This is a genomic window from Streptomyces sp. NPDC050504 (assembly GCF_044458065.1).
In the GTDB taxonomy this organism is placed as follows: Bacteria; Actinomycetota; Actinomycetes; order Streptomycetales; family Streptomycetaceae; genus Streptomyces.
Genome location: NZ_JBITHO010000002.1, coordinates 1,113,006 through 1,129,043, shown reverse-complemented (window position 1 = coordinate 1,129,043; position 16,038 = coordinate 1,113,006). Strand labels below are relative to the sequence as shown.

Annotated in this window: 20 protein-coding genes; 19 read left to right on the top strand and 1 reads right to left on the bottom strand. The window is 70.5% G+C overall.

Annotated features, from left to right (window positions below):
- The first annotated feature begins 87 nt into the window (after nt 1-87).
- From ACIBNE_RS11005 to xerC, 17 genes are all read left to right on the top strand, one after another.
- Entirely contained in the window at nt 88-318 is a 231-nt protein-coding gene (locus ACIBNE_RS11005) for a hypothetical protein (protein ID WP_399271167.1), read from the top strand.
- 82 nt (nt 319-400) lie between these two features.
- Nucleotides 401-799, top strand: a complete 399-nt coding sequence (locus ACIBNE_RS11000) for a DUF3307 domain-containing protein (RefSeq protein WP_399271166.1) — start codon at nt 401-403, stop codon at nt 797-799.
- A 166-nt stretch (nt 800-965) separates the two neighbouring features.
- The gene (locus tag ACIBNE_RS10995; protein ID WP_399271165.1) at nt 966-1,253 is read left to right on the top strand and encodes a hypothetical protein; all 288 of its coding nucleotides are present in this window, start codon (nt 966-968) and stop codon (nt 1,251-1,253) included.
- The gene (locus ACIBNE_RS10990) at nt 1,250-1,903 is read left to right on the top strand and encodes a GGDEF domain-containing protein (protein ID WP_399271164.1); all 654 of its coding nucleotides are present in this window, start codon (nt 1,250-1,252) and stop codon (nt 1,901-1,903) included. The genes ACIBNE_RS10995 and ACIBNE_RS10990 overlap by 4 nt, the downstream gene beginning before the upstream one ends.
- Nucleotides 1,900-2,430: a hypothetical protein gene (locus ACIBNE_RS10985; protein WP_399271163.1), complete on the top strand. Its 531-nt coding sequence runs from the start codon at nt 1,900-1,902 to the stop codon at nt 2,428-2,430. Before ACIBNE_RS10990 ends, ACIBNE_RS10985 begins: the two co-directional genes overlap by 4 nt.
- Complete coding sequence (locus ACIBNE_RS10980; RefSeq protein WP_399271162.1) at nt 2,427-3,410, top strand: DUF2637 domain-containing protein; 984 nt, start codon at nt 2,427-2,429, stop codon at nt 3,408-3,410. Before ACIBNE_RS10985 ends, ACIBNE_RS10980 begins: the two co-directional genes overlap by 4 nt.
- On the top strand, nt 3,410-4,546 hold the full coding sequence (locus ACIBNE_RS10975) for a DNA cytosine methyltransferase (protein ID WP_399271289.1): 1,137 nt from the start codon (nt 3,410-3,412) through the stop codon (nt 4,544-4,546). The genes ACIBNE_RS10980 and ACIBNE_RS10975 overlap by 1 nt, the downstream gene beginning before the upstream one ends.
- 92 nt (nt 4,547-4,638) lie before the next feature.
- Nucleotides 4,639-6,873, top strand: a complete 2,235-nt coding sequence (locus ACIBNE_RS10970; RefSeq protein WP_399271161.1) for a cell division protein FtsK — start codon at nt 4,639-4,641, stop codon at nt 6,871-6,873.
- 140 nt (nt 6,874-7,013) lie between these two features.
- Complete coding sequence (locus ACIBNE_RS10965; protein WP_399271160.1) at nt 7,014-7,298, top strand: hypothetical protein; 285 nt, start codon at nt 7,014-7,016, stop codon at nt 7,296-7,298.
- Between the two features lie 5 nt (nt 7,299-7,303).
- Nucleotides 7,304-7,492: a hypothetical protein gene (locus ACIBNE_RS10960; RefSeq protein ID WP_399271159.1), complete on the top strand. Its 189-nt coding sequence runs from the start codon at nt 7,304-7,306 to the stop codon at nt 7,490-7,492.
- A gap of 11 nt (nt 7,493-7,503) precedes the next feature.
- Nucleotides 7,504-8,109 (top strand): hypothetical protein, encoded by a 606-nt coding sequence (locus ACIBNE_RS10955; RefSeq protein WP_399271158.1) that lies wholly within the window; start codon nt 7,504-7,506, stop codon nt 8,107-8,109.
- Nucleotides 8,106-8,414 (top strand): hypothetical protein, encoded by a 309-nt coding sequence (locus ACIBNE_RS10950; RefSeq protein ID WP_399271157.1) that lies wholly within the window; start codon nt 8,106-8,108, stop codon nt 8,412-8,414. Before ACIBNE_RS10955 ends, ACIBNE_RS10950 begins: the two co-directional genes overlap by 4 nt.
- A gap of 16 nt (nt 8,415-8,430) precedes the next feature.
- Nucleotides 8,431-8,823, top strand: a complete 393-nt coding sequence (locus tag ACIBNE_RS10945; RefSeq protein WP_399271156.1) for a hypothetical protein — start codon at nt 8,431-8,433, stop codon at nt 8,821-8,823.
- A gap of 86 nt (nt 8,824-8,909) precedes the next feature.
- Nucleotides 8,910-9,794 carry a bifunctional DNA primase/polymerase gene (locus tag ACIBNE_RS10940; RefSeq protein ID WP_399271155.1) on the top strand — a complete coding sequence of 295 codons (885 nt, stop codon included), beginning with the start codon at nt 8,910-8,912 and terminating at the stop codon, nt 9,792-9,794.
- A 3-nt stretch (nt 9,795-9,797) separates the two neighbouring features.
- Nucleotides 9,798-11,279, top strand: a complete 1,482-nt coding sequence (locus ACIBNE_RS10935; RefSeq protein ID WP_399271154.1) for an ATP-binding protein — start codon at nt 9,798-9,800, stop codon at nt 11,277-11,279.
- A 454-nt stretch (nt 11,280-11,733) separates the two neighbouring features.
- Nucleotides 11,734-11,955 (top strand): helix-turn-helix domain-containing protein, encoded by a 222-nt coding sequence (locus tag ACIBNE_RS10930; protein ID WP_399271153.1) that lies wholly within the window; start codon nt 11,734-11,736, stop codon nt 11,953-11,955.
- 69 nt (nt 11,956-12,024) lie between these two features.
- Nucleotides 12,025-13,290 (top strand): tyrosine recombinase XerC, encoded by a 1,266-nt coding sequence (gene xerC, locus ACIBNE_RS10925; RefSeq protein ID WP_399271152.1) that lies wholly within the window; start codon nt 12,025-12,027, stop codon nt 13,288-13,290.
- A gap of 78 nt (nt 13,291-13,368) precedes the next feature.
- Here the strand turns inward: xerC and ACIBNE_RS10920 are convergent, their stop codons facing one another.
- Nucleotides 13,369-14,730 carry a glutamine synthetase family protein gene (locus ACIBNE_RS10920; RefSeq protein ID WP_399271151.1) on the bottom strand — a complete coding sequence of 454 codons (1,362 nt, stop codon included), beginning with the start codon at nt 14,728-14,730 and terminating at the stop codon, nt 13,369-13,371.
- 142 nt (nt 14,731-14,872) lie between these two features.
- Here ACIBNE_RS10920 and ACIBNE_RS10915 point away from each other — a divergent pair, with 142 nt between their 5' ends.
- Nucleotides 14,873-15,295 carry a hypothetical protein gene (locus tag ACIBNE_RS10915; RefSeq protein WP_399271150.1) on the top strand — a complete coding sequence of 141 codons (423 nt, stop codon included), beginning with the start codon at nt 14,873-14,875 and terminating at the stop codon, nt 15,293-15,295.
- 82 nt (nt 15,296-15,377) lie between these two features.
- Nucleotides 15,378-16,037 (top strand): DUF3105 domain-containing protein, encoded by a 660-nt coding sequence (locus ACIBNE_RS10910; RefSeq protein WP_399271149.1) that lies wholly within the window; start codon nt 15,378-15,380, stop codon nt 16,035-16,037.
- The last annotated feature ends 1 nt before the right edge of the window (nt 16,038 follow it).

Genomic DNA, 16,038 nt, shown 5'->3' with positions numbered 1-16,038 from the left:
CGTAGGCCGGGTTCGACTCCCGGTCGGGGCGCTGCCCCTGCCGCTCTGGCGTGGGGTTTTCCGTTCCCTCCAGCTCAAGGATGTGCCGTGGACCAGAACCAGCTTGACGAGATCGGCCGCCGTATCGGTGCTGCCGCCGCCCTGTTCGCTCCGGCCCACAAGCCGACCCCGTTGCAGATGGCGGATGCCGCTTCGGTCCTGCGGAACATGATCCAGGCCGTGGCGATCTACGGGGTGGCGTTCGAGCACTTCGACGGCGTCGCGGACTTCCCGCGTATGGCCATCCAGCTCGTTCAGCGTCGCGACCAGGACCAGTAATCGAGCCGGGGCGGCCGACTCACTGCCAGGCGACCGGCCGCCCCTTCCCTCCCCAACCCGCTACAGATCAGGGAGAAAGCCCATGTTCGCATCGCTGTTCGTCCTGCTCTACGTCGCTCACCTGCTGTCGGACTATCCGCTCCAGACGGACCATCAGGCCGCGCACAAGGCCGGGGCGGGAGCCTGCGGATGGCGGGCGAACCTCGCCCACGCCCTGACGCACGTGGCCGTGACTCTGGTCGCGCTCGCGGTCGGCGCCGCCGTGCTCGATCTGGATCTGAACCTGATCGCTGTGGCGGCCGGAGTCCTCTGGATCGGTGCCACGCATGCGGTCATCGATCGGCGCTGGCCGGTGGCCCGCTGGATGACGCTCGCACGGCAGGCCGGGTTCGCCCAGCACGGCGGCGCCGCCCACGTCGACCAGACCGCCCACCTGACCGCCCTGGTCATCGCCGCGCTGGCCATCACAGGCATGTCCTGACCAGCACCGATCAACCGCCCCGATGGTCGCAGGCCGGGTTCGACTCCCGGCCGGGGCACGGTCCGTTCCGCGCTCGCGGTACGGCTGCACGCACAGGGGTGGCCGCCTCTCACCACAAGGCCACGGCCGCTCCTGCCCGCTGTCCCTTCGGTCTCAGGAGAGCACGATGCGTACCTACATCGGCGGCCATCAGGCCGTCAGCGACACCGATTTCGTTGAACTCGCCCTTGGTACGCCGGTCGAGCTGTGGCTCGGTGTGGAGGGCGAGAGCGAGGAGGAGCGGGCCGCCCGTCTGGACGCGGCCCGTGACATCCTCGCCGACAACCCCGGCTTCCCCGACGACGCGATTCGCGTGGCGAGCGAGGCGATCGAGGCGTACGCCCCGGAGCTGCTCGCCGTCCCGCTGGCGTCGTCCGCCCCGCGGCGCTCGCCCCGCCGGGCGGTGGCGGCATGAGCGAGGCCATGACGGCTCTGGCCGCAGCGCTTCCGCTCGCGGCTGGATGGTCCCTGCACAGCCTGCGTCTGCGCCGCCGCATCGAGGTCGCGCGCCGCGACCCGCTGACCGGTCTGCTGACCCGCGACGCGTTCGCCAAGCTCGCGCAGCGCACGTTGGCCGGCGGGCGCAGCGCGGTCTACCTGATCGACCTGGACCGGTTCAAGCAGATCAACGACACCCATGGGCACGCTGCCGGGGACGCGCTGCTGTGCGCGACGGGGCAGCGGCTGCGCGAGTGGGCCGACGATCACTCGGGGACGGTGGTCCGGTTGGGCGGCGACGAATTCGCGACTGTGGCCCGGGTGCTGAGCCGTGACGATCTGATCTGGACGCTGACGGAGCTGACCCGCTCGTTGGAGCGGCCCGTGCAGGTCGACGGGCATGCGCTCACGGTGGGCGCGTCGATCGGTGCGGTCGCCTTCGACCCTGCGGTCGACACGCTGGATGTGTCGGAGCTGCTGCGGCTGGCCGATGAGCAGATGTACCGGGCCAAGCGCTTCGGCGCACCGTGGCTCAACGCGCTCGACCTGGCCCCGGAGCACGGGACGGTCAACGGCCGTCGTGCCGGTCGTCCCGGCACCGGGGGCGGCCAGGGGGTGGCGGCATGATCCGTATCGTCACGAAGAAGCGCCTCGCGCTGCTCGAAGCCGACACGCGGGCCGCGTTCGAGCGGGCCCGCCAGGCGGCCGAGGCCGCGGGCAAGGCGTCCGCCCGGCACGCGGTTGAGCTGTTCGATGTCACTGGCCGCGCGGAGCGCGCGGAGTCGGCCGCGGCTGAGGCCGGTGCGCTCCTTTCCGGTGCCCTGGAGGAACTGGGGGCCGCTGAGGAAGAGCTTCTGCTGAAGGACATCGAGCGGCGGCGCCTGCGCGAGGAACTCGTCGAGGCGCTGCTGCCGACGCGGCAGGTGTTCGTGCTCGTGCACTACGGCACCCCGTGGATGGTCTACCACAGCCGCGAGGACGCCTACGCCGACACTGCCACCCACGGCGCCCCGGCAGACGCGGCCTGGGGCCCGGTCCGGACGTTCTGGGCGGATGCGGAATGGCTGCTGTCGGCGTTCACGTACGACCCTGCGGCACGTGGCTTCCGCGGTTCGCTCACCCCGGTCGCGGAACCGGTGGGGGGCACGGCGTGAACACTGTTCATATCCGTTCAGCGGAGAAGGCACTGTCGGTCGGCACGTGGCTGATCGTGTCGGGGGCGATGCTTTTCTCCGTCCTCACCGTGACGCCGCTGATGGCCAAGCACACCGCCGACGCATGGGACTGGACGGCCCCGATCCTGCCGCTGGTGGTCGATGCGGCCGTGGTGATCGTGGTCAAGCTCGATGACGTGCTGGCCCGTCTGGGTGGGCACGGCGGGCGCTGGCCGGTGGTGCTGCGCTGGATGACCGGTCTGATGACGCTGGCGCTCAACACCGCCGACTCCGCGTTGAGGAAAGACCTGGTCGGAGTGTCCGTCCACGCCGTGGCGCCGCTGCTGCTCATCGTCACGGCAGAGACCGGCCTTGCCTACCGGCGGGCCATCGCACGGGCCCTCAGCGCCCTGGAAGCCCGGCAGAAGGCCGAGCGTGAGGAGCGGGAACAGGCGGCCCGTGAGCGTGCCGAGCGGGCCCGTGCCGAGGCCCGTGAGGAGCGCGAGCACGCGGAGCGGCTGGCCCGTGAACAACGCGACCACGAAGCGCGCCTGGCCCGTGAACAGGCCGAGCGCGAAGAACGTGCCCGCCGTGAGGAGCGCGAAGCCCGTGAGCGGGCGGAGGCTGCTGAGCGGGCGGTCCGTGAACGCCGTGAACGCGAGCATGAACAGCGTGAACGCGAGCGTCAGACGCGTGAACGCCAGGCCCGCGAGCGCGCGGAAGCGGAACAGCGCGAGCGGGCCCAGGCGGCTGAGCATGAACGCCGTGAACGCCGGGAGCGGGCCGAGCGTGAACGCGCCGCGCTGCTGAGCCGGGGCCCTGCCGAGGGCAAGCTGCCCGAGGACGAGGCCCGCCGGATCGTGGCTGCCGCGCTCGCGGTGGACATGCCGGTGCGGCAGACGGCGGAGCTGTGCGGCTGGTCGGTCGGGTGGGTCAACGCCCGGGTGCACGACCTTCGTAACGAGCGGCTGGCCGCGTGATGGGCCTTCGGATCGGTTCGCTGTGTACCGGGTACGGCGGCCTGGACATGGCCGTCCAGGCGGTGTTCGGCGGTTCGCTGGCGTGGGTCGCAGACAACGATCCCGGAGCGGGCCGCATCCTCGCCCACCGCCACCCAGGGGTGCGCAATCTCGGGGACATCACAGCCGTCGACTGGCACGACCTAGAGCCGGTCGACATCGCCTGCGGCGGCTATCCGTGCCAGCCGTTCAGCCTCGCCGGCCGTCTGAAGGGAACCTCTGATGAACGCCACCTCTGGCCGGACATCGCCCGTGCCCTTCGCGTTCTACGACCCCAACTCGCGATTTTTGAGAACGTCGCGAACCACCTTCGGCTTGGATTTGACCAAGTCCTGCGGGACCTTGCCCGCCTCGGGTTCGATGCACGCTGGTGCACTCTTCGCGCGTCCGACGTCGGCGCCGCCCACCAGCGCAAACGTCTCTTCGTCCTCGCGTGGCCTGCCGACTCCGGCGGCCAGGGACTGGCGTGGGGGCGGGCAGACGGGCCAGCTCCCGACGGCCGTCGCTTCGCTGCTGCCGACCCCGTCGGCCTCGGAGAACACCGGTCCCGGACACGCGGCGCAGGGCGGGATGAACCTGCGGCATATCGTCTCGCTGCTGCCCACGCCCCGGGCATCGGAGAACGAGAACCGGCAGACCCGACGCACCCCCTCGCAGCAGGCAGGGACGCACGGCAAATGCCTGGCGGCGGAGGTGGCGCACCTGCTGCCCACGCCGACCGTCGCGGACTCGAACGGGACCCGGAACCACCGGCCGGACGGAACGCCCTACGCCAGCGGGTACGGCAGGACCCTGACAGACGCGACGACGCTCCTGCCCAACCCGGCACCGACTTCGGCGAGTACGGCCCGGCGGTCGCGCGCTGGGAAACCGTCCTCGGACGCCGGAGTCCCGGGCCAGTTGATGCTCTGGGACGACTGAACCCCGCTTTCGTCGAATGGCTCATGGGTCTGCCCGCCGGCCACGTCACCGACGTGCCCGGCCTCTCCCGCACCGCCCAGCTCAAAGCCCTGGGCAACGGCGTCGTCCCCCAGCAGGCCGTTGCAGCTCTGCGTTTCCTGACGCTCGCTGCTCTTCCTGCTCGTACTGCCGCTTGACCTGCACAACTTCGCAGAGCGGGGCCCGGACGGTCGGCTGTCCAAAGCGCCGTCCGGGCCCCTTCCAACTCCACTGAGGGAGCAGACCCGCCGTGTCTGAGATTCAGGTCGTTGACCAGCAGGAAGAGGCGCCGGACCAGAAGATGTCCGGCGCCGGTGGAGCGGCTGAGGTGCTGCCGTTCCCGCTGAAGAAGAAGGCTGGGGAGTCGGCGGCGCCCGCGCCGGGTGAGGTGAAGCCCGGTGAGTGGGAGGCCGAACTCCCCGACGACAACCCGGACGACGACGGGCAGGTGAGCGAGGGCGACCCGGTGGACCCGCCCAAGCACGCGTTCCCGCCGTCGATCGCCGAAGTCATCGAGGCCAAGGACAAGGCCCGCCGCCCGGTTCTGCCGGACTGGCTGACCAGCGCCAAGCAGCGGGCCGCGGTCATCAAGTGGGCCGCCGGCCACTACGGCAAGACCAGCCTGTACCACCTGGTGCGGACCCCGGTGTACTCCGCCAAGCTCATCGCCTACGCGCCGCGCGGCGCCTTCCGCTGGGTCGCCGCGACCGGCCGGTGGGCCTCCGACGCGGAGGGCCTGCCGGTCCGCCTTGCGGCGGTGAGGACGGAGGACGCAGGCGAGTACCTCAAGCTGTCGCGTCAGCGCGACGCGCGGGTGAAGCTGCGCGGCATCATCGCGGTCATCGCCTCGTTCGTCGGACTCGGGGCGACGCTCGCCATGTGGGTCCTGGCCCCCGCCTGGCTGCTGGCCCTGGCGGTGCTCGCCCTGACCGGGGCACTGGGCTGGGCGGGTACGCCCGCCGACCGGCCGCTCATCGATGCGGCCAAGGTGAAGTTCCGCCACCGCAAGCTCACCTCCGACATCGTCACCCGCGCGTTCCTCGCGGCCGGGCTGACCAAGCCGGACCAGGGCGTGGCCTTCCCGCAGCCGATCCGGCAGGACGGCGACGGCTGGCGCGTGGTGGTGGACCTGCCGTACGGCAAGACGTTCTCCGACGCGGTCAAGAAGCGCGACGCGCTCGCGTCGGGCATCGACGTCGCGGAGACCCAGGTGTTCCTGGACCGCGACGTGAGCAGCTCGCGGCGGGTGTCGATGTGGGTGGCCAACCGCGATCCGCTCGCCGTGCCGACCGGCCGCACGCCGCTGCTCGGGGCCACGAGGGTGGACTTCTGGAAGCCGTTCCCCTGGGGCCGTGACGAGCGCGGCAACGAGGTCGAGATCAGCATGCTGTGGCTATCGCTGCTGGTCGGCGCTGTCCCCAGGCAGGGCAAGACGTTCTCGGCCCGCACCATCGCGCTCGCCGCGGCGCTCGATCCGTACGTCCGCCTGTACGTCTTCGACGGGAAGGCGTCGCCGGACTGGCGGAAGTTCTCCAAGGTGGCCCACCGCGTCGGCTTCGGCACCGTGCCGCAGGGCGGGACCGACCCGGTGATGCACCTGGTCACCTCGCTGCAAGAGCTCAAGGCCGACGTGGAGGACCGCTATCACAGGCTCTCCGAACTGCCGCTGCACGTCTGCCCGGAGGGCAAGCTCACCCCGGCCATCTCCCGCGACAAGCGGTACAGCATGCCGCTGGTCCTGTTCGTGGTCGATGAGGTGCAGGAGTACCTGATGCACCCCGTGCACGGGAAGACCATCCTGGAACTGCTGGTCTTCCTCGCCCGCGTGGCCCCGGCGGTCGGTGTCTCGGTGATGACCGCGACGCAGAAGCCGGACGACACGGCCTGCCCCTCGGTGCTGCGCGACCAGCACCAGGCCCGGTTCGCGCTGCGGGTCGGTGCCTACCAGGTCTCGGAGACGATCCTCGGTGCCGGTTCGTACGGCGAGGGGCTGGACGCCTCGCGGCTGCTGAAGTCCCACAAGGGCGTTGGACTCCTCAAGGGCATGTCTGACGACGCCGGGATCGTCCGCACCTACCTCGCCGATGGCCGCGACGCGGAGACGATCCTCACCCGCGCACAGGCGCTGCGCGAGGCCGAGGGCACCCTGAGCGGCGACGCGGTGGGCGAGGCCCCGGCCGATGCCGCGCTCGCCACGGTCCTGGACGACGTCGCGGCCGTCATCGGCCGCGGCGAGGCCAAGATCTGGTCCGAGACCATCGTGGACCGGCTCGCCGAAGCACGCCCCGAGGTCTACGGGCCCTGGGCCGAGATGGAGCCCAAGCCCAAGGCCGAACAGCTCACCAGCGCGCTCAAGCCGTACGGCATCGGCACCGAGCAGATCAGCCGCCGCATCGACGGCAAGACGGTCAACAAGCGCGGCATCCTCCGCTCCGCCGTCACCAAGGCGATTACAGAGCGCGACAAGAAGCGGGACGCGAGCTAGCCCCGGAAGGTCGCTTGCGCAAGCACCCGCTATCGCTTGCGCAAGCGACCCCGCTAGCAACCCAAACCGCACCTGATCAGGTCGCTAGCAGAAAGCGTCCGACCTGCGAAAACCCCGAAAACCCGCCCTGGAGGCCCTTCATGCCCCTGCCCGCGTTCGCTAGCACCTTCCTCCTGCTGTTCACGCTCGGTTACATCTCTCTGTGCGCCGCCTCGCCGTTCGGCCGCTGCCGCAAGTGCGACGGGCTCGGCTTCGCCCTCAAGCACGACCGCGCGGGACGGCCCAAGCGCGGCAAGCACTGCCGCCGCTGCGACGGCCACGGCATCCGCATACGCACGGGCCGTCACCTGTGGAACCTGTGGGCCCGCACCTACCGCAGGGGCACCCCCGCCCCCACCGCCAAGCAGCCCGCTCAGAAGGGATAGCCCCGATGGCCATGACCGTCTCGCTGGTCGCCCTGTTCGGCCTCGTCCTGTTCTTCCTGCTCCGCTCCAAGACCCTCGGCTACGGCTCCGCGTTCATCGCCGCCATGTTCGGCTTCCACCTCGCCGCCACCGGCGCCTACCAGCCGGTGACCGACCTCACCACCGCCGTCGTCAACGCCATCGGCAACCTCTGAGGAGACGGGCCGTGAACGAACCGATCGTCGCCCGCCACTGGCTGGCACTCGCCGCCCCCAAGGCGGCCCCCGCCGTGGCCACGTCCACGGTGCTGATCCTGGGCCGGATCTGGAACGCCAACGGCGCCGAACACAGCGTCGGCAACGCGGCCCTCATGGTCGTGCTCGCCGCCGGGGCCGCGACCGCCGGCGCCTTCGCCTCCGCCGGACGCGCGGGCGATCCCGTCATCGCCGGGACCGCGTTCGCCAGCTCCGGCGCGCTGGCCCTGGCGGGCGTGGCCGGGTACGCCGACAGCATGCCGCTGCCCCTGCTGCTGTGGGCAGTGGCCACCGCCGTCGCCTACGGACTGGCCGCACGCCACTGGCGCACCGACCGCCGCGAAGCGGTGGCCGACCAGCGGCACACCACCGAGCGCCACGACCAGTACATGCACCTGGAGCGCGTCGAAGCGATCCGTGCCCGCGCACAGGTCGAAGTCGCCCGCGAGGGCGCCGCCTACGCCGAAGCCCTAGCCGCCGCACTCACCATCCGCGCAGCTCTGCCCGGCTTCGACCCGCGCGCGCTGCAAGACGCGGGGCTTCCTGAACTGCCCGCCGCTGAGAGGGAAACCACGTGACCCCCATCCCCCTGCCCCGCCTCCGCATCCAGCTCACCGGCTGGCCCCGCCGGAACCTGATCCTGACCGACACGCCCCGCCCCGGCTGCCGCGACTGCCGGGGCACGGGCGGCTTCGAGTACGACTACGGCGACTACGAGACCGGCGAGTACGCCGGTACCGACTGGAACCCCTGCCACTGCTGGAACGAGAACCGCCGCTGGGTCCTTCTGCCCCTGCCGCGCCTGCCACGCTGGCTGCACCGCCGCCGCCAGGGCCGCGACCCGTGGACCGGCAACGGCTCCAACAACGAACCGCCCTTCTGACCACGAAAGGAACACAATGACCAGCCGAAAGACCGACCCGGTACGGAACCCGCAGAAGGCCGCTGAAGCGATCCGGCTCTTCAACCACGCCACCCTCCCCGCCCGTAACGGACACCCCGGCCTCGCCTACCCGGGCACGGTGTACCGCGCCATCGGCGCCTTCCAGTCGCTCGCGTACCGGCTGCCTCAGTCGTTCGACCACATCGCCATGGCGCTGGCCGACCTCCACAAGACCGGACACCTCACCGCCGACTACGGCACCCCCACCGAGCACACGGCTGCCGCCACGGCGGCCCTGCGCGAGGCCGAGCACCACGCGCTCGCGATGGCCGAAGCCCTGGAACGCGCCCACGGCGCCACCAGCCCCCTCGGCTACTGCGGCCCGATCGACCCCGACGACGACCTGTAGACACGCCCGGGGCGGTCGCCTCTCACCACAAGACCGCGACCGCCCCGGCTCTCCGTCCCTTCGACAGAAACAGGAGAACCCCCAGAATGCCGCACCCGAACCGCTCCCGGCGAGAAGGCCTCGCACACCAGTCGGCCCCGCCTCTCGACATCGCGCTGGCGCTCGCGGCCCGGGGAGTGCCCGTACTGCCCCTGCGTGTGGGCAAAGCCCCCTTCGGGAACTGCGAGGCCTGCACCAAGAACGCGTGCGGCGGTCGGCCGAACATGAAGCAGGCCGGTCCGTGCACCTGCCCGCGCCCCTGCCACGGCTGGGCCGCCGCCACCACGGACCTCAGCATCCTGACATCCACCCCCTGGACGGCGGCCTGGCACAAGGCCGCCGCTGTCGCCTACCACCCCGCCGGCGCTCGCCTCACCGTCGTCGACCTCGACAACGCCGCGGCCATCGCCTGGGCCCACACGCATCTGCCGCCCACACGCACCGTCCCCACCACACGCGGCCAGCACTGGATCTACGCGGGCACGATGCCGTCCGCCAATGGCGTGCGCCCCGGCGTGGACGTCAAGTCCCGCATGTCCTATGCCCGCTGGCTCAGCCCCGGGAGCGGACGCATCGGACCACTGCCCAACGCCGTGCGCGAGCTGGCCCCAGGCAAGCCCACCCCGGCACCGGCCGCGCCGCAGCCCTTTGCCGCGACCGCGCCGGACGGGACTGGGGAGTGCCGACATCGCACGCCGGTGTTCCTGGAGCGCGGCATCGCCATGGCGGAACAGCGCATCGTCGAGGCTTCCAGCGGCATCCACGCGACCGTCTACCGCACCTTCCTCGCCGTGCTGTCCACGCACGGCCGATGCGGCTGCCTCACCGACACGCACGTAGAGCGGCTGTTCACCGCCGCGCAGGCCAAGGGCGAGACCGCACGGCACTGCGCGGACGCATGGGCCAACGCCCGCACCGCGCTGGGGATGTGAGCCATGTCCGAGGACGAGAAGCACCCGGCGCGTGAGGTCATCACGGACTATGCGCAGCAACACTTCCGGTACTTCCGCACCACTGAGGGCACCGTGTACGCGCAGCACAACGGCCACCCCGTGGCCCGCCCGATCCGCTCCCAGGGCACGACCGGGAGCCATCGGCAGGAACTCATGGTCGGCCTCTACAACGACGGACACGGCGTGTTCAACGGCACCGCCCTGAAAGAGGCGTTGGACCTGATCGAAGCACTCGCGCTCAGCCGCGACGTGCAGCCCACGCACATCCGTGTGGCGCCCGGCCTCGACGGGGCGACGTGGCTGGACCTGGGCCGCGACGACGGCCAGTCCGTGCGCATCCACCCCACCGGCTGGGACATCACCGTGCCCGACCCGCGTGAGGTGTCCTGGCGGCGCACCCAGCTCACCGGCGAACTCCCCCTCCCCGCCAAGGACACCAACGGCAAGGGCATCGACCTGCTGCTGCGGCTGTGCAACTTCGCGGGCGCGGAATCCGAGTGCCTGGCCATCGCCTGGCTGATCGGCTGCCTGGAACCGTCCGTGCCCGTCCCCGCCCCCTTCCTCACCGGCCCCCAGGGAGCGGGCAAGTCCACCGGCGGTCGGATGCTCGTGCGGATCATCGAGGGCATGACCGGCGACCTGCGCCGCGCGCCCAAGGATGAGGAGAACCTGATCACGGCCGTCGCGGCCGGGTGGGTCACCGCGCTGGACAACCTCTCCCACCTGACCCCCGACCTCTCCGACGCCATGTGCTGCATCGTCACCGGCGGCGAGAACGTCAAGCGCGCGCTGTTCACCGACGGCGACGTCGTACGCGCCCGCTACCGCCGCCCCCTGCTGCTGACCGGCATCGACGTCGGCGTCATCCGCCCCGACCTCGCCGAACGCCTCCTGCCCCTACGGCTCGTACGGCCCCGGGTACGGCGCACCGAAGCCGAACTGTGGGCGGAGTACGAGGAGATCCTGCCCGTCGTCCTCGGTTCCCTGCTGGACCTGACCGTGAAGGTACGGGCCAGTGAGGCAGACATTCCCACCGACCTGCGGATGGCCGACTTCGCCCATCTGTGCGCGCAACTCGACACCGCCACGGGCCTGGGAGCGCTCGCCGCCTACCGGGCGAGCCTGGACGACCTGAACGACGACGTCATCGAGGGCGACCTGCTGGCGCAGACGGTCCTGAAGCACGCCGCGGGGCTCGACGCGGGCGCGGAGGTACGGATGGCGTCGGCGGAATGGCTGCACTGCCTCACCGGCCTCTACAGCGGCGAGGACTACCGTCCCCTGCCCAAAGGATGGCCCACCACCGGCAAGGTCCTCTCCGACCGGCTCAAGCGGCTCCAGCCGACCCTAGCCGCACGCGGCGTCCTCATCGACTGGGGCCGTACCCGCACCGCCCGCTACATCGAAATGACCCGGCCCCCGGCCCAGCCGCCCGACCAGGACCAGCAGGAAACCGCGTTCTGACCAACGGACAGCGTCGCGCCGCGCGCACAGGCAAGAGGAGCACCACCCGGCCCGGGCGACCGGTGCTCCTCTTGCTCTTCCGGCGGCTTGCCGCCGCCGCAAGGTCGTGCCGCGTCGCGGCTCCGCATTCGCGCGCTGAGCCGCACCCCACCACCAACAGACGCCCCTTCTCTTTTCCTAAGAAGGGAAGCGCTGCGTCACCTGCGTCACCGCGTCACACCAGACGGCCGCTGACCTGCGGCGACGAGCGTGACGCAGAGCCCGAAATCCTGCGTCACCTCGCGTCACCCGCGTCACCCGTGACGGACGCCCGCGTCACCCGTGTCACATCCCGCGCCCCGCTGTGTCACGAAAGACCGCAGGTCACGAGCGCGGTTGACGCACATGACGCTGTGACGCAGAAATCCCAACCTCGGACAGACGCAGGCCCCAAGACGCCCTGCGAGAGGAACCCATGCCCATCGCAGCCTCGGCCACCCTCCGGGGCGGTCTCCCAGACCGCTACCTCACCCCCGAGGACATCGCCGCCCTCTTCTCCGTCCCGCTGGAAACCGTCTACGCCTGGCGCAAAAAGCGCACCGGCCCGCCCGGTTTCCGCGTCGGCAAGCACCTGCGCTACGACCCCACCGACGTCCACGCCTGGGCCACGAGCCTCGCCGCGGGCGAAGTCGCCTGAGCACCCCACCCCTCGCAGGGGCGCACCCTCGTCGGGCGCGCCCCTGCCCCATGCCCGACAGGAGCCCGCATGGCTGGCCACATCCAAGACCGCTGGTACAAGACCGAGACCGACGCCGACGGTAGGACCATCCGCGTCAAGAGCGACCGCTACGGCACCGGCCTCCGCTACCGAGCCCGGTACGTCGGCCCCGACGGCACCGAGAAGTCGCAGAGCTTCCCGGACGGACAGAAGCGCCTCGCCGAGAAATGGCTGACGAAGACCAAGGCCGACATGGACAGCGGCCGGTACATCGATCCGAAGGCAGGCCGGATCACCTTCCGCCAGTACGCCGAGAAGTGGCTCAAGTCGCAGACGACCGACCAGACCACCAGGGAGCCCGTCGGCGTACAGATCCGGCGCCACGCCATCCCGTACCTGGGATCGCGTCCGCTCGGCTCGTTCAAGCCCGAGCACATCCGTGACTGGCTCAGCGAGCTGGAACGCGCGGTGCCCGCCACGTCGTACCGGCGCGTCATCTTCGCCTCCGTGTCCGGGGTGTTCACGGCGGCCGTGGAGGACGACCACCTGCACCGGAATCCGTGCAAGGCAAGCACCGTCCATGTGCCTGGCCCGAGCAACCGTCGTGTCGTCCCGTGGACAGCGGAACGAGCGTTCTCCGTTCGTGCCGCGCTCCCGGAGCAGTACCGCGCCGCCGTCGACCTGGGCGGCGGATGCGGCCTGCGACAGGGCGAGATCTTCGGTCTCTCGGTCGATGCGATCGGGTTCGACACCGGATGGCTGCATGTCGGCTGTCAGGTGAAGGTGTCGGGCGGGAAGCTCGTGTTCGGCCCGCCGAAGCGTGGCAAGGAGCGAGACGTGCCCCTCGCTGGTTCAGTGGCACATGCGCTGAAGGAGCACATGGAGGATCACCCGCCCGTTGACGTCACGTTGCCGTGGCTGCGCCCTGATGGGGAGTTGATCACGAAGCGGCTCTTGTTCGTCCGCCCCGACGGAGGCGGGGCCGTGCGGCGTACGGACTTCAACACTCGCTTCTGGAAGCCCGCTCTCGTAGCGGCCGGCGTCATCCCTGAGCCCAAGCCGGGCGAGCGTCACCAGGCGGCACGCGAGCACGGCATGCACGCGCTCAGGCACTTCTACGCGTCCGTACTGCTGGACGCTGGAGAGAACATCAAGGCCCTGAGTACGTACTTGGGGCACACGGACCCCGGCTTCACGCTCCGCGTGTACACGCACCTGCTGCCGAGCAGCGAAGGACGCAGCCGCAGGGCCGTGGACTCTGTGTTCCAGCGCACCGCTCTGGCGCCTGACGGCCCACAGACGGCCCAGCCGTAGCCAGACGGCCGGAGGGGGCCACGACTCGCGACCGTGACCTCCTCCGACGTGACCGGCGAAATGCCCGCTGACCTGCGCCTACAGCACCGGCAGGTTCTTCCGCAGCTCGAACGCGGTGACCTCGGAGCGGTACTCCTCCCACTCCTGCTTCTTGTTGCGCAGGAAGAAGTCGAAGACGTGTTCGCCCAGGGTCTCCGCGACCAGTTCGCTCTTCTCCATCAGGGCGATCGCCTCGCCGAGGTTCTGCGGGAGGGGTTCGATGCCCATCGCGCGGCGTTCGGAGTCGGAGAGGGCCCAGACGTCGTCGTCGGCGCCCGGGGGGAGTTCGTAGCCCTCTTCGATGCCCTTGAGACCGGCCGCGAGGAGGACCGCGTAGGTCAGGTAGGGGTTGGCGCCCGAGTCGATCGAGCGGACCTCGACGCGGGACGAGCCGGTCTTGCCCGGCTTGTACATCGGGACGCGGATCAGGGCCGAGCGGTTGTTGTGGCCCCAGCAGATGTACGAGGGGGCCTCGCCGCCCGCGCCCGCCGCGCGGGACGAGCCGCCCCAGATGCGCTTGTAGGAGTTGACCCACTGGTTGGTGACGGCGGAGATCTCCGCCGCGTGCCGCAGCAGGCCCGCGATGAAGGAGCGGCCGACCTTGGAGAGCTGGTACTCCGCGCCCGACTCGTAGAACGCGTTGCGGTCGCCCTCGAAGAGGGAGAGGTGGGTGTGCATGCCGGAGCCGGGGTACTCCGAGAACGGCTTGGGCATGAAGGTGGCCTGGACGCCCTGTTCCAGCGCCACCTGCTTCATGACCAGGCGGAACGTCATGATGTTGTCGGCCGTGGAGAGCGCGTCGGCGTAGCGCAGGTCGATCTCCTGCTGGCCGGGCGCGCCCTCGTGGTGGCTGAACTCGACCGAGATGCCCATGGATTCGAGCATGGTGATCGCCTGGCGGCGGAAGTCCATGCCGACGTTCTGCGGGGTGTGGTCGAAGTAGCCGGAGTTGTCGGCGGGCGTCGGGGTGGAGCCGTCCAGCGGCTTGTCCTTCAGCAGGAAGAACTCGATCTCCGGGTGGGTGTAGAAGGTGAAGCCCAGGTCGGAGGTCTTGGCGAGGATCCGCTTCAGTACGTAGCGGGGGTCGGCGAAGGACGGGGAGCCGTCCGGCATCAGGATGTCGCAGAACATCCGGGCGGTGCCCGGTGCCTCCGCGCGCCACGGCAGGATCTGGAACGTGCCGGGGTCGGGCTTGGCGATCATGTCCGATTCGTAGACCCGGGCGAAGCCCTCGATCGCGGAGCCGTCGAAGCCGATGCCCTCGTCGAACGCCTGCTCCAGCTCGGCGGGGGCCACCGCGACCGACTTGAGGAAGCCGAGCACGTCGGTGAACCACAGGCGCACGAAGCGGATGTCGCGCTCTTCGAGCGTCCGGAGCACGAATTCCTGCTGCTTGTCCATGTGCCACATCCTTGCAGTTCAGACGGGTTGTGCACCACCGCCCCTGCGCAGCGGATGAACGTCAGTATCGCCACCCGGGGTTTCGGCCACATTACGCACCCGTATGACCTGCGGCACCCCCCGCCCATTACCATCAGCGCCCATGGGGGGTACGCGGCACATCCGCAGCGCGCGCGTCGCGCGTCACACGCGCACCGCGCGTCGCACGGGGACCGTTCCGGGGGCCGCCTCCGGGCCCGTCCTCGTGCTCGCCGTGGCGACGCTGCTCGCCGCCCTCTTCCTCTGTACGGCTCCGGCGGGCCACCACCCCGTCGACGAACCGGCCGCAGGCGCGACCGTCGGCACCGCCGAGCGGTTCAGCTGTCCGCTCGACACCGACGACTGCCGGCTCTTCCCGCGCTCGGGCCCCGCCGTGCTCACCGCCCCGCTCCTGGACCCCGGCGCGGGCGGCGGCGAGCTGCCCCGCGGCGCCGTCCCCCCGTCTCCGGCGTCCGTCGCCGTCCCCGAGGGGGCGGCCCGGCCCCGCGCGCCGGATCTGCACGTCCTTCAAGTGCTGCGGACCTAGGAGGGCCCGGCCCGGCATGCCCCGGACCGCCCCTCCTTGATCCCCGTTTCGCACACATATACGACAGAAGGACCTCACCCCCATGACTTCCAAGAACCAGAAGATGGACCGCAGGGCCCGCATAGCCGAGGCGCGCCGGGCCGAGCACGCGCGCGAGACCCGCAACCGCTTCATCACCATCGGACTGAGCGTGGTCGTCGTCGCCGGGCTCGTCGGCTACGGCTCGTACGCGCTGCTTGAGGAGTCCGACAAGAAGGAGAAGCAGCAGGAGAAGGTCGCGACGATGGCCAAGCAGCCCATCTCGGCCGAGAAGAGCTGGGACGCCAAGAAGCTCGGCCGCAACCACGTGCAGCAGGCCGTCACGTACCCGATGAAGCCGCCGGTCGGCGGGGACCACAACCAGGTCTGGATGAACTGCGACGGCGACGTCTACGAGAAGCCGGTCCCCGATGTGAACGCGGTTCACTCGCTGGAGCACGGCGCGGTCTGGGTGACGTACAACGAGAAGGCGCCCAAGGCCGACGTGAAGAAGCTGGGCGAGAAGGTCGAGAAGACGACGTTCTCGTTGATGAGCCCGGTCCCCGACCAGGCCGGCGCGATCATGCTGAGCGCCTGGGGCAAGCAGCTGACGGTCGACAGCGCGGACGACCCGCGGGTGGACCAGTTCTTCACCAAGTACGTGCGCGGCGCCCAGACCCCCGAGCCGGGCGCGCCCTGCACCAACGGGATGGGGGAGAAGTGAC

Coding starts and splice junctions, on each gene's coding strand:
- ACIBNE_RS11000 (WP_399271166.1), top strand. CDS start 401: ATGTTCGCATCGCTGTTCGTCCTGCTCTACGTCGCTCACCTGCTGTCG.
- ACIBNE_RS10995 (WP_399271165.1), top strand. CDS start 966: ATGCGTACCTACATCGGCGGCCATCAGGCCGTCAGCGACACCGATTTC.
- ACIBNE_RS10990 (WP_399271164.1), top strand. CDS start 1,250: ATGAGCGAGGCCATGACGGCTCTGGCCGCAGCGCTTCCGCTCGCGGCT.
- ACIBNE_RS10985 (WP_399271163.1), top strand. CDS start 1,900: ATGATCCGTATCGTCACGAAGAAGCGCCTCGCGCTGCTCGAAGCCGAC.
- ACIBNE_RS10975 (WP_399271289.1), top strand. CDS start 3,410: ATGGGCCTTCGGATCGGTTCGCTGTGTACCGGGTACGGCGGCCTGGAC.
- ACIBNE_RS10965 (WP_399271160.1), top strand. CDS start 7,014: ATGCCCCTGCCCGCGTTCGCTAGCACCTTCCTCCTGCTGTTCACGCTC.
- ACIBNE_RS10960 (WP_399271159.1), top strand. CDS start 7,304: ATGGCCATGACCGTCTCGCTGGTCGCCCTGTTCGGCCTCGTCCTGTTC.
- ACIBNE_RS10945 (WP_399271156.1), top strand. CDS start 8,431: ATGACCAGCCGAAAGACCGACCCGGTACGGAACCCGCAGAAGGCCGCT.
- ACIBNE_RS10940 (WP_399271155.1), top strand. CDS start 8,910: ATGCCGCACCCGAACCGCTCCCGGCGAGAAGGCCTCGCACACCAGTCG.
- ACIBNE_RS10935 (WP_399271154.1), top strand. CDS start 9,798: ATGTCCGAGGACGAGAAGCACCCGGCGCGTGAGGTCATCACGGACTAT.
- ACIBNE_RS10930 (WP_399271153.1), top strand. CDS start 11,734: ATGCCCATCGCAGCCTCGGCCACCCTCCGGGGCGGTCTCCCAGACCGC.
- xerC (WP_399271152.1), top strand. CDS start 12,025: ATGGCTGGCCACATCCAAGACCGCTGGTACAAGACCGAGACCGACGCC.
- ACIBNE_RS10920 (WP_399271151.1), bottom strand. CDS start 14,730: ATGGACAAGCAGCAGGAATTCGTGCTCCGGACGCTCGAAGAGCGCGAC.
- ACIBNE_RS10915 (WP_399271150.1), top strand. CDS start 14,873: ATGGGGGGTACGCGGCACATCCGCAGCGCGCGCGTCGCGCGTCACACG.
- ACIBNE_RS10910 (WP_399271149.1), top strand. CDS start 15,378: ATGACTTCCAAGAACCAGAAGATGGACCGCAGGGCCCGCATAGCCGAG.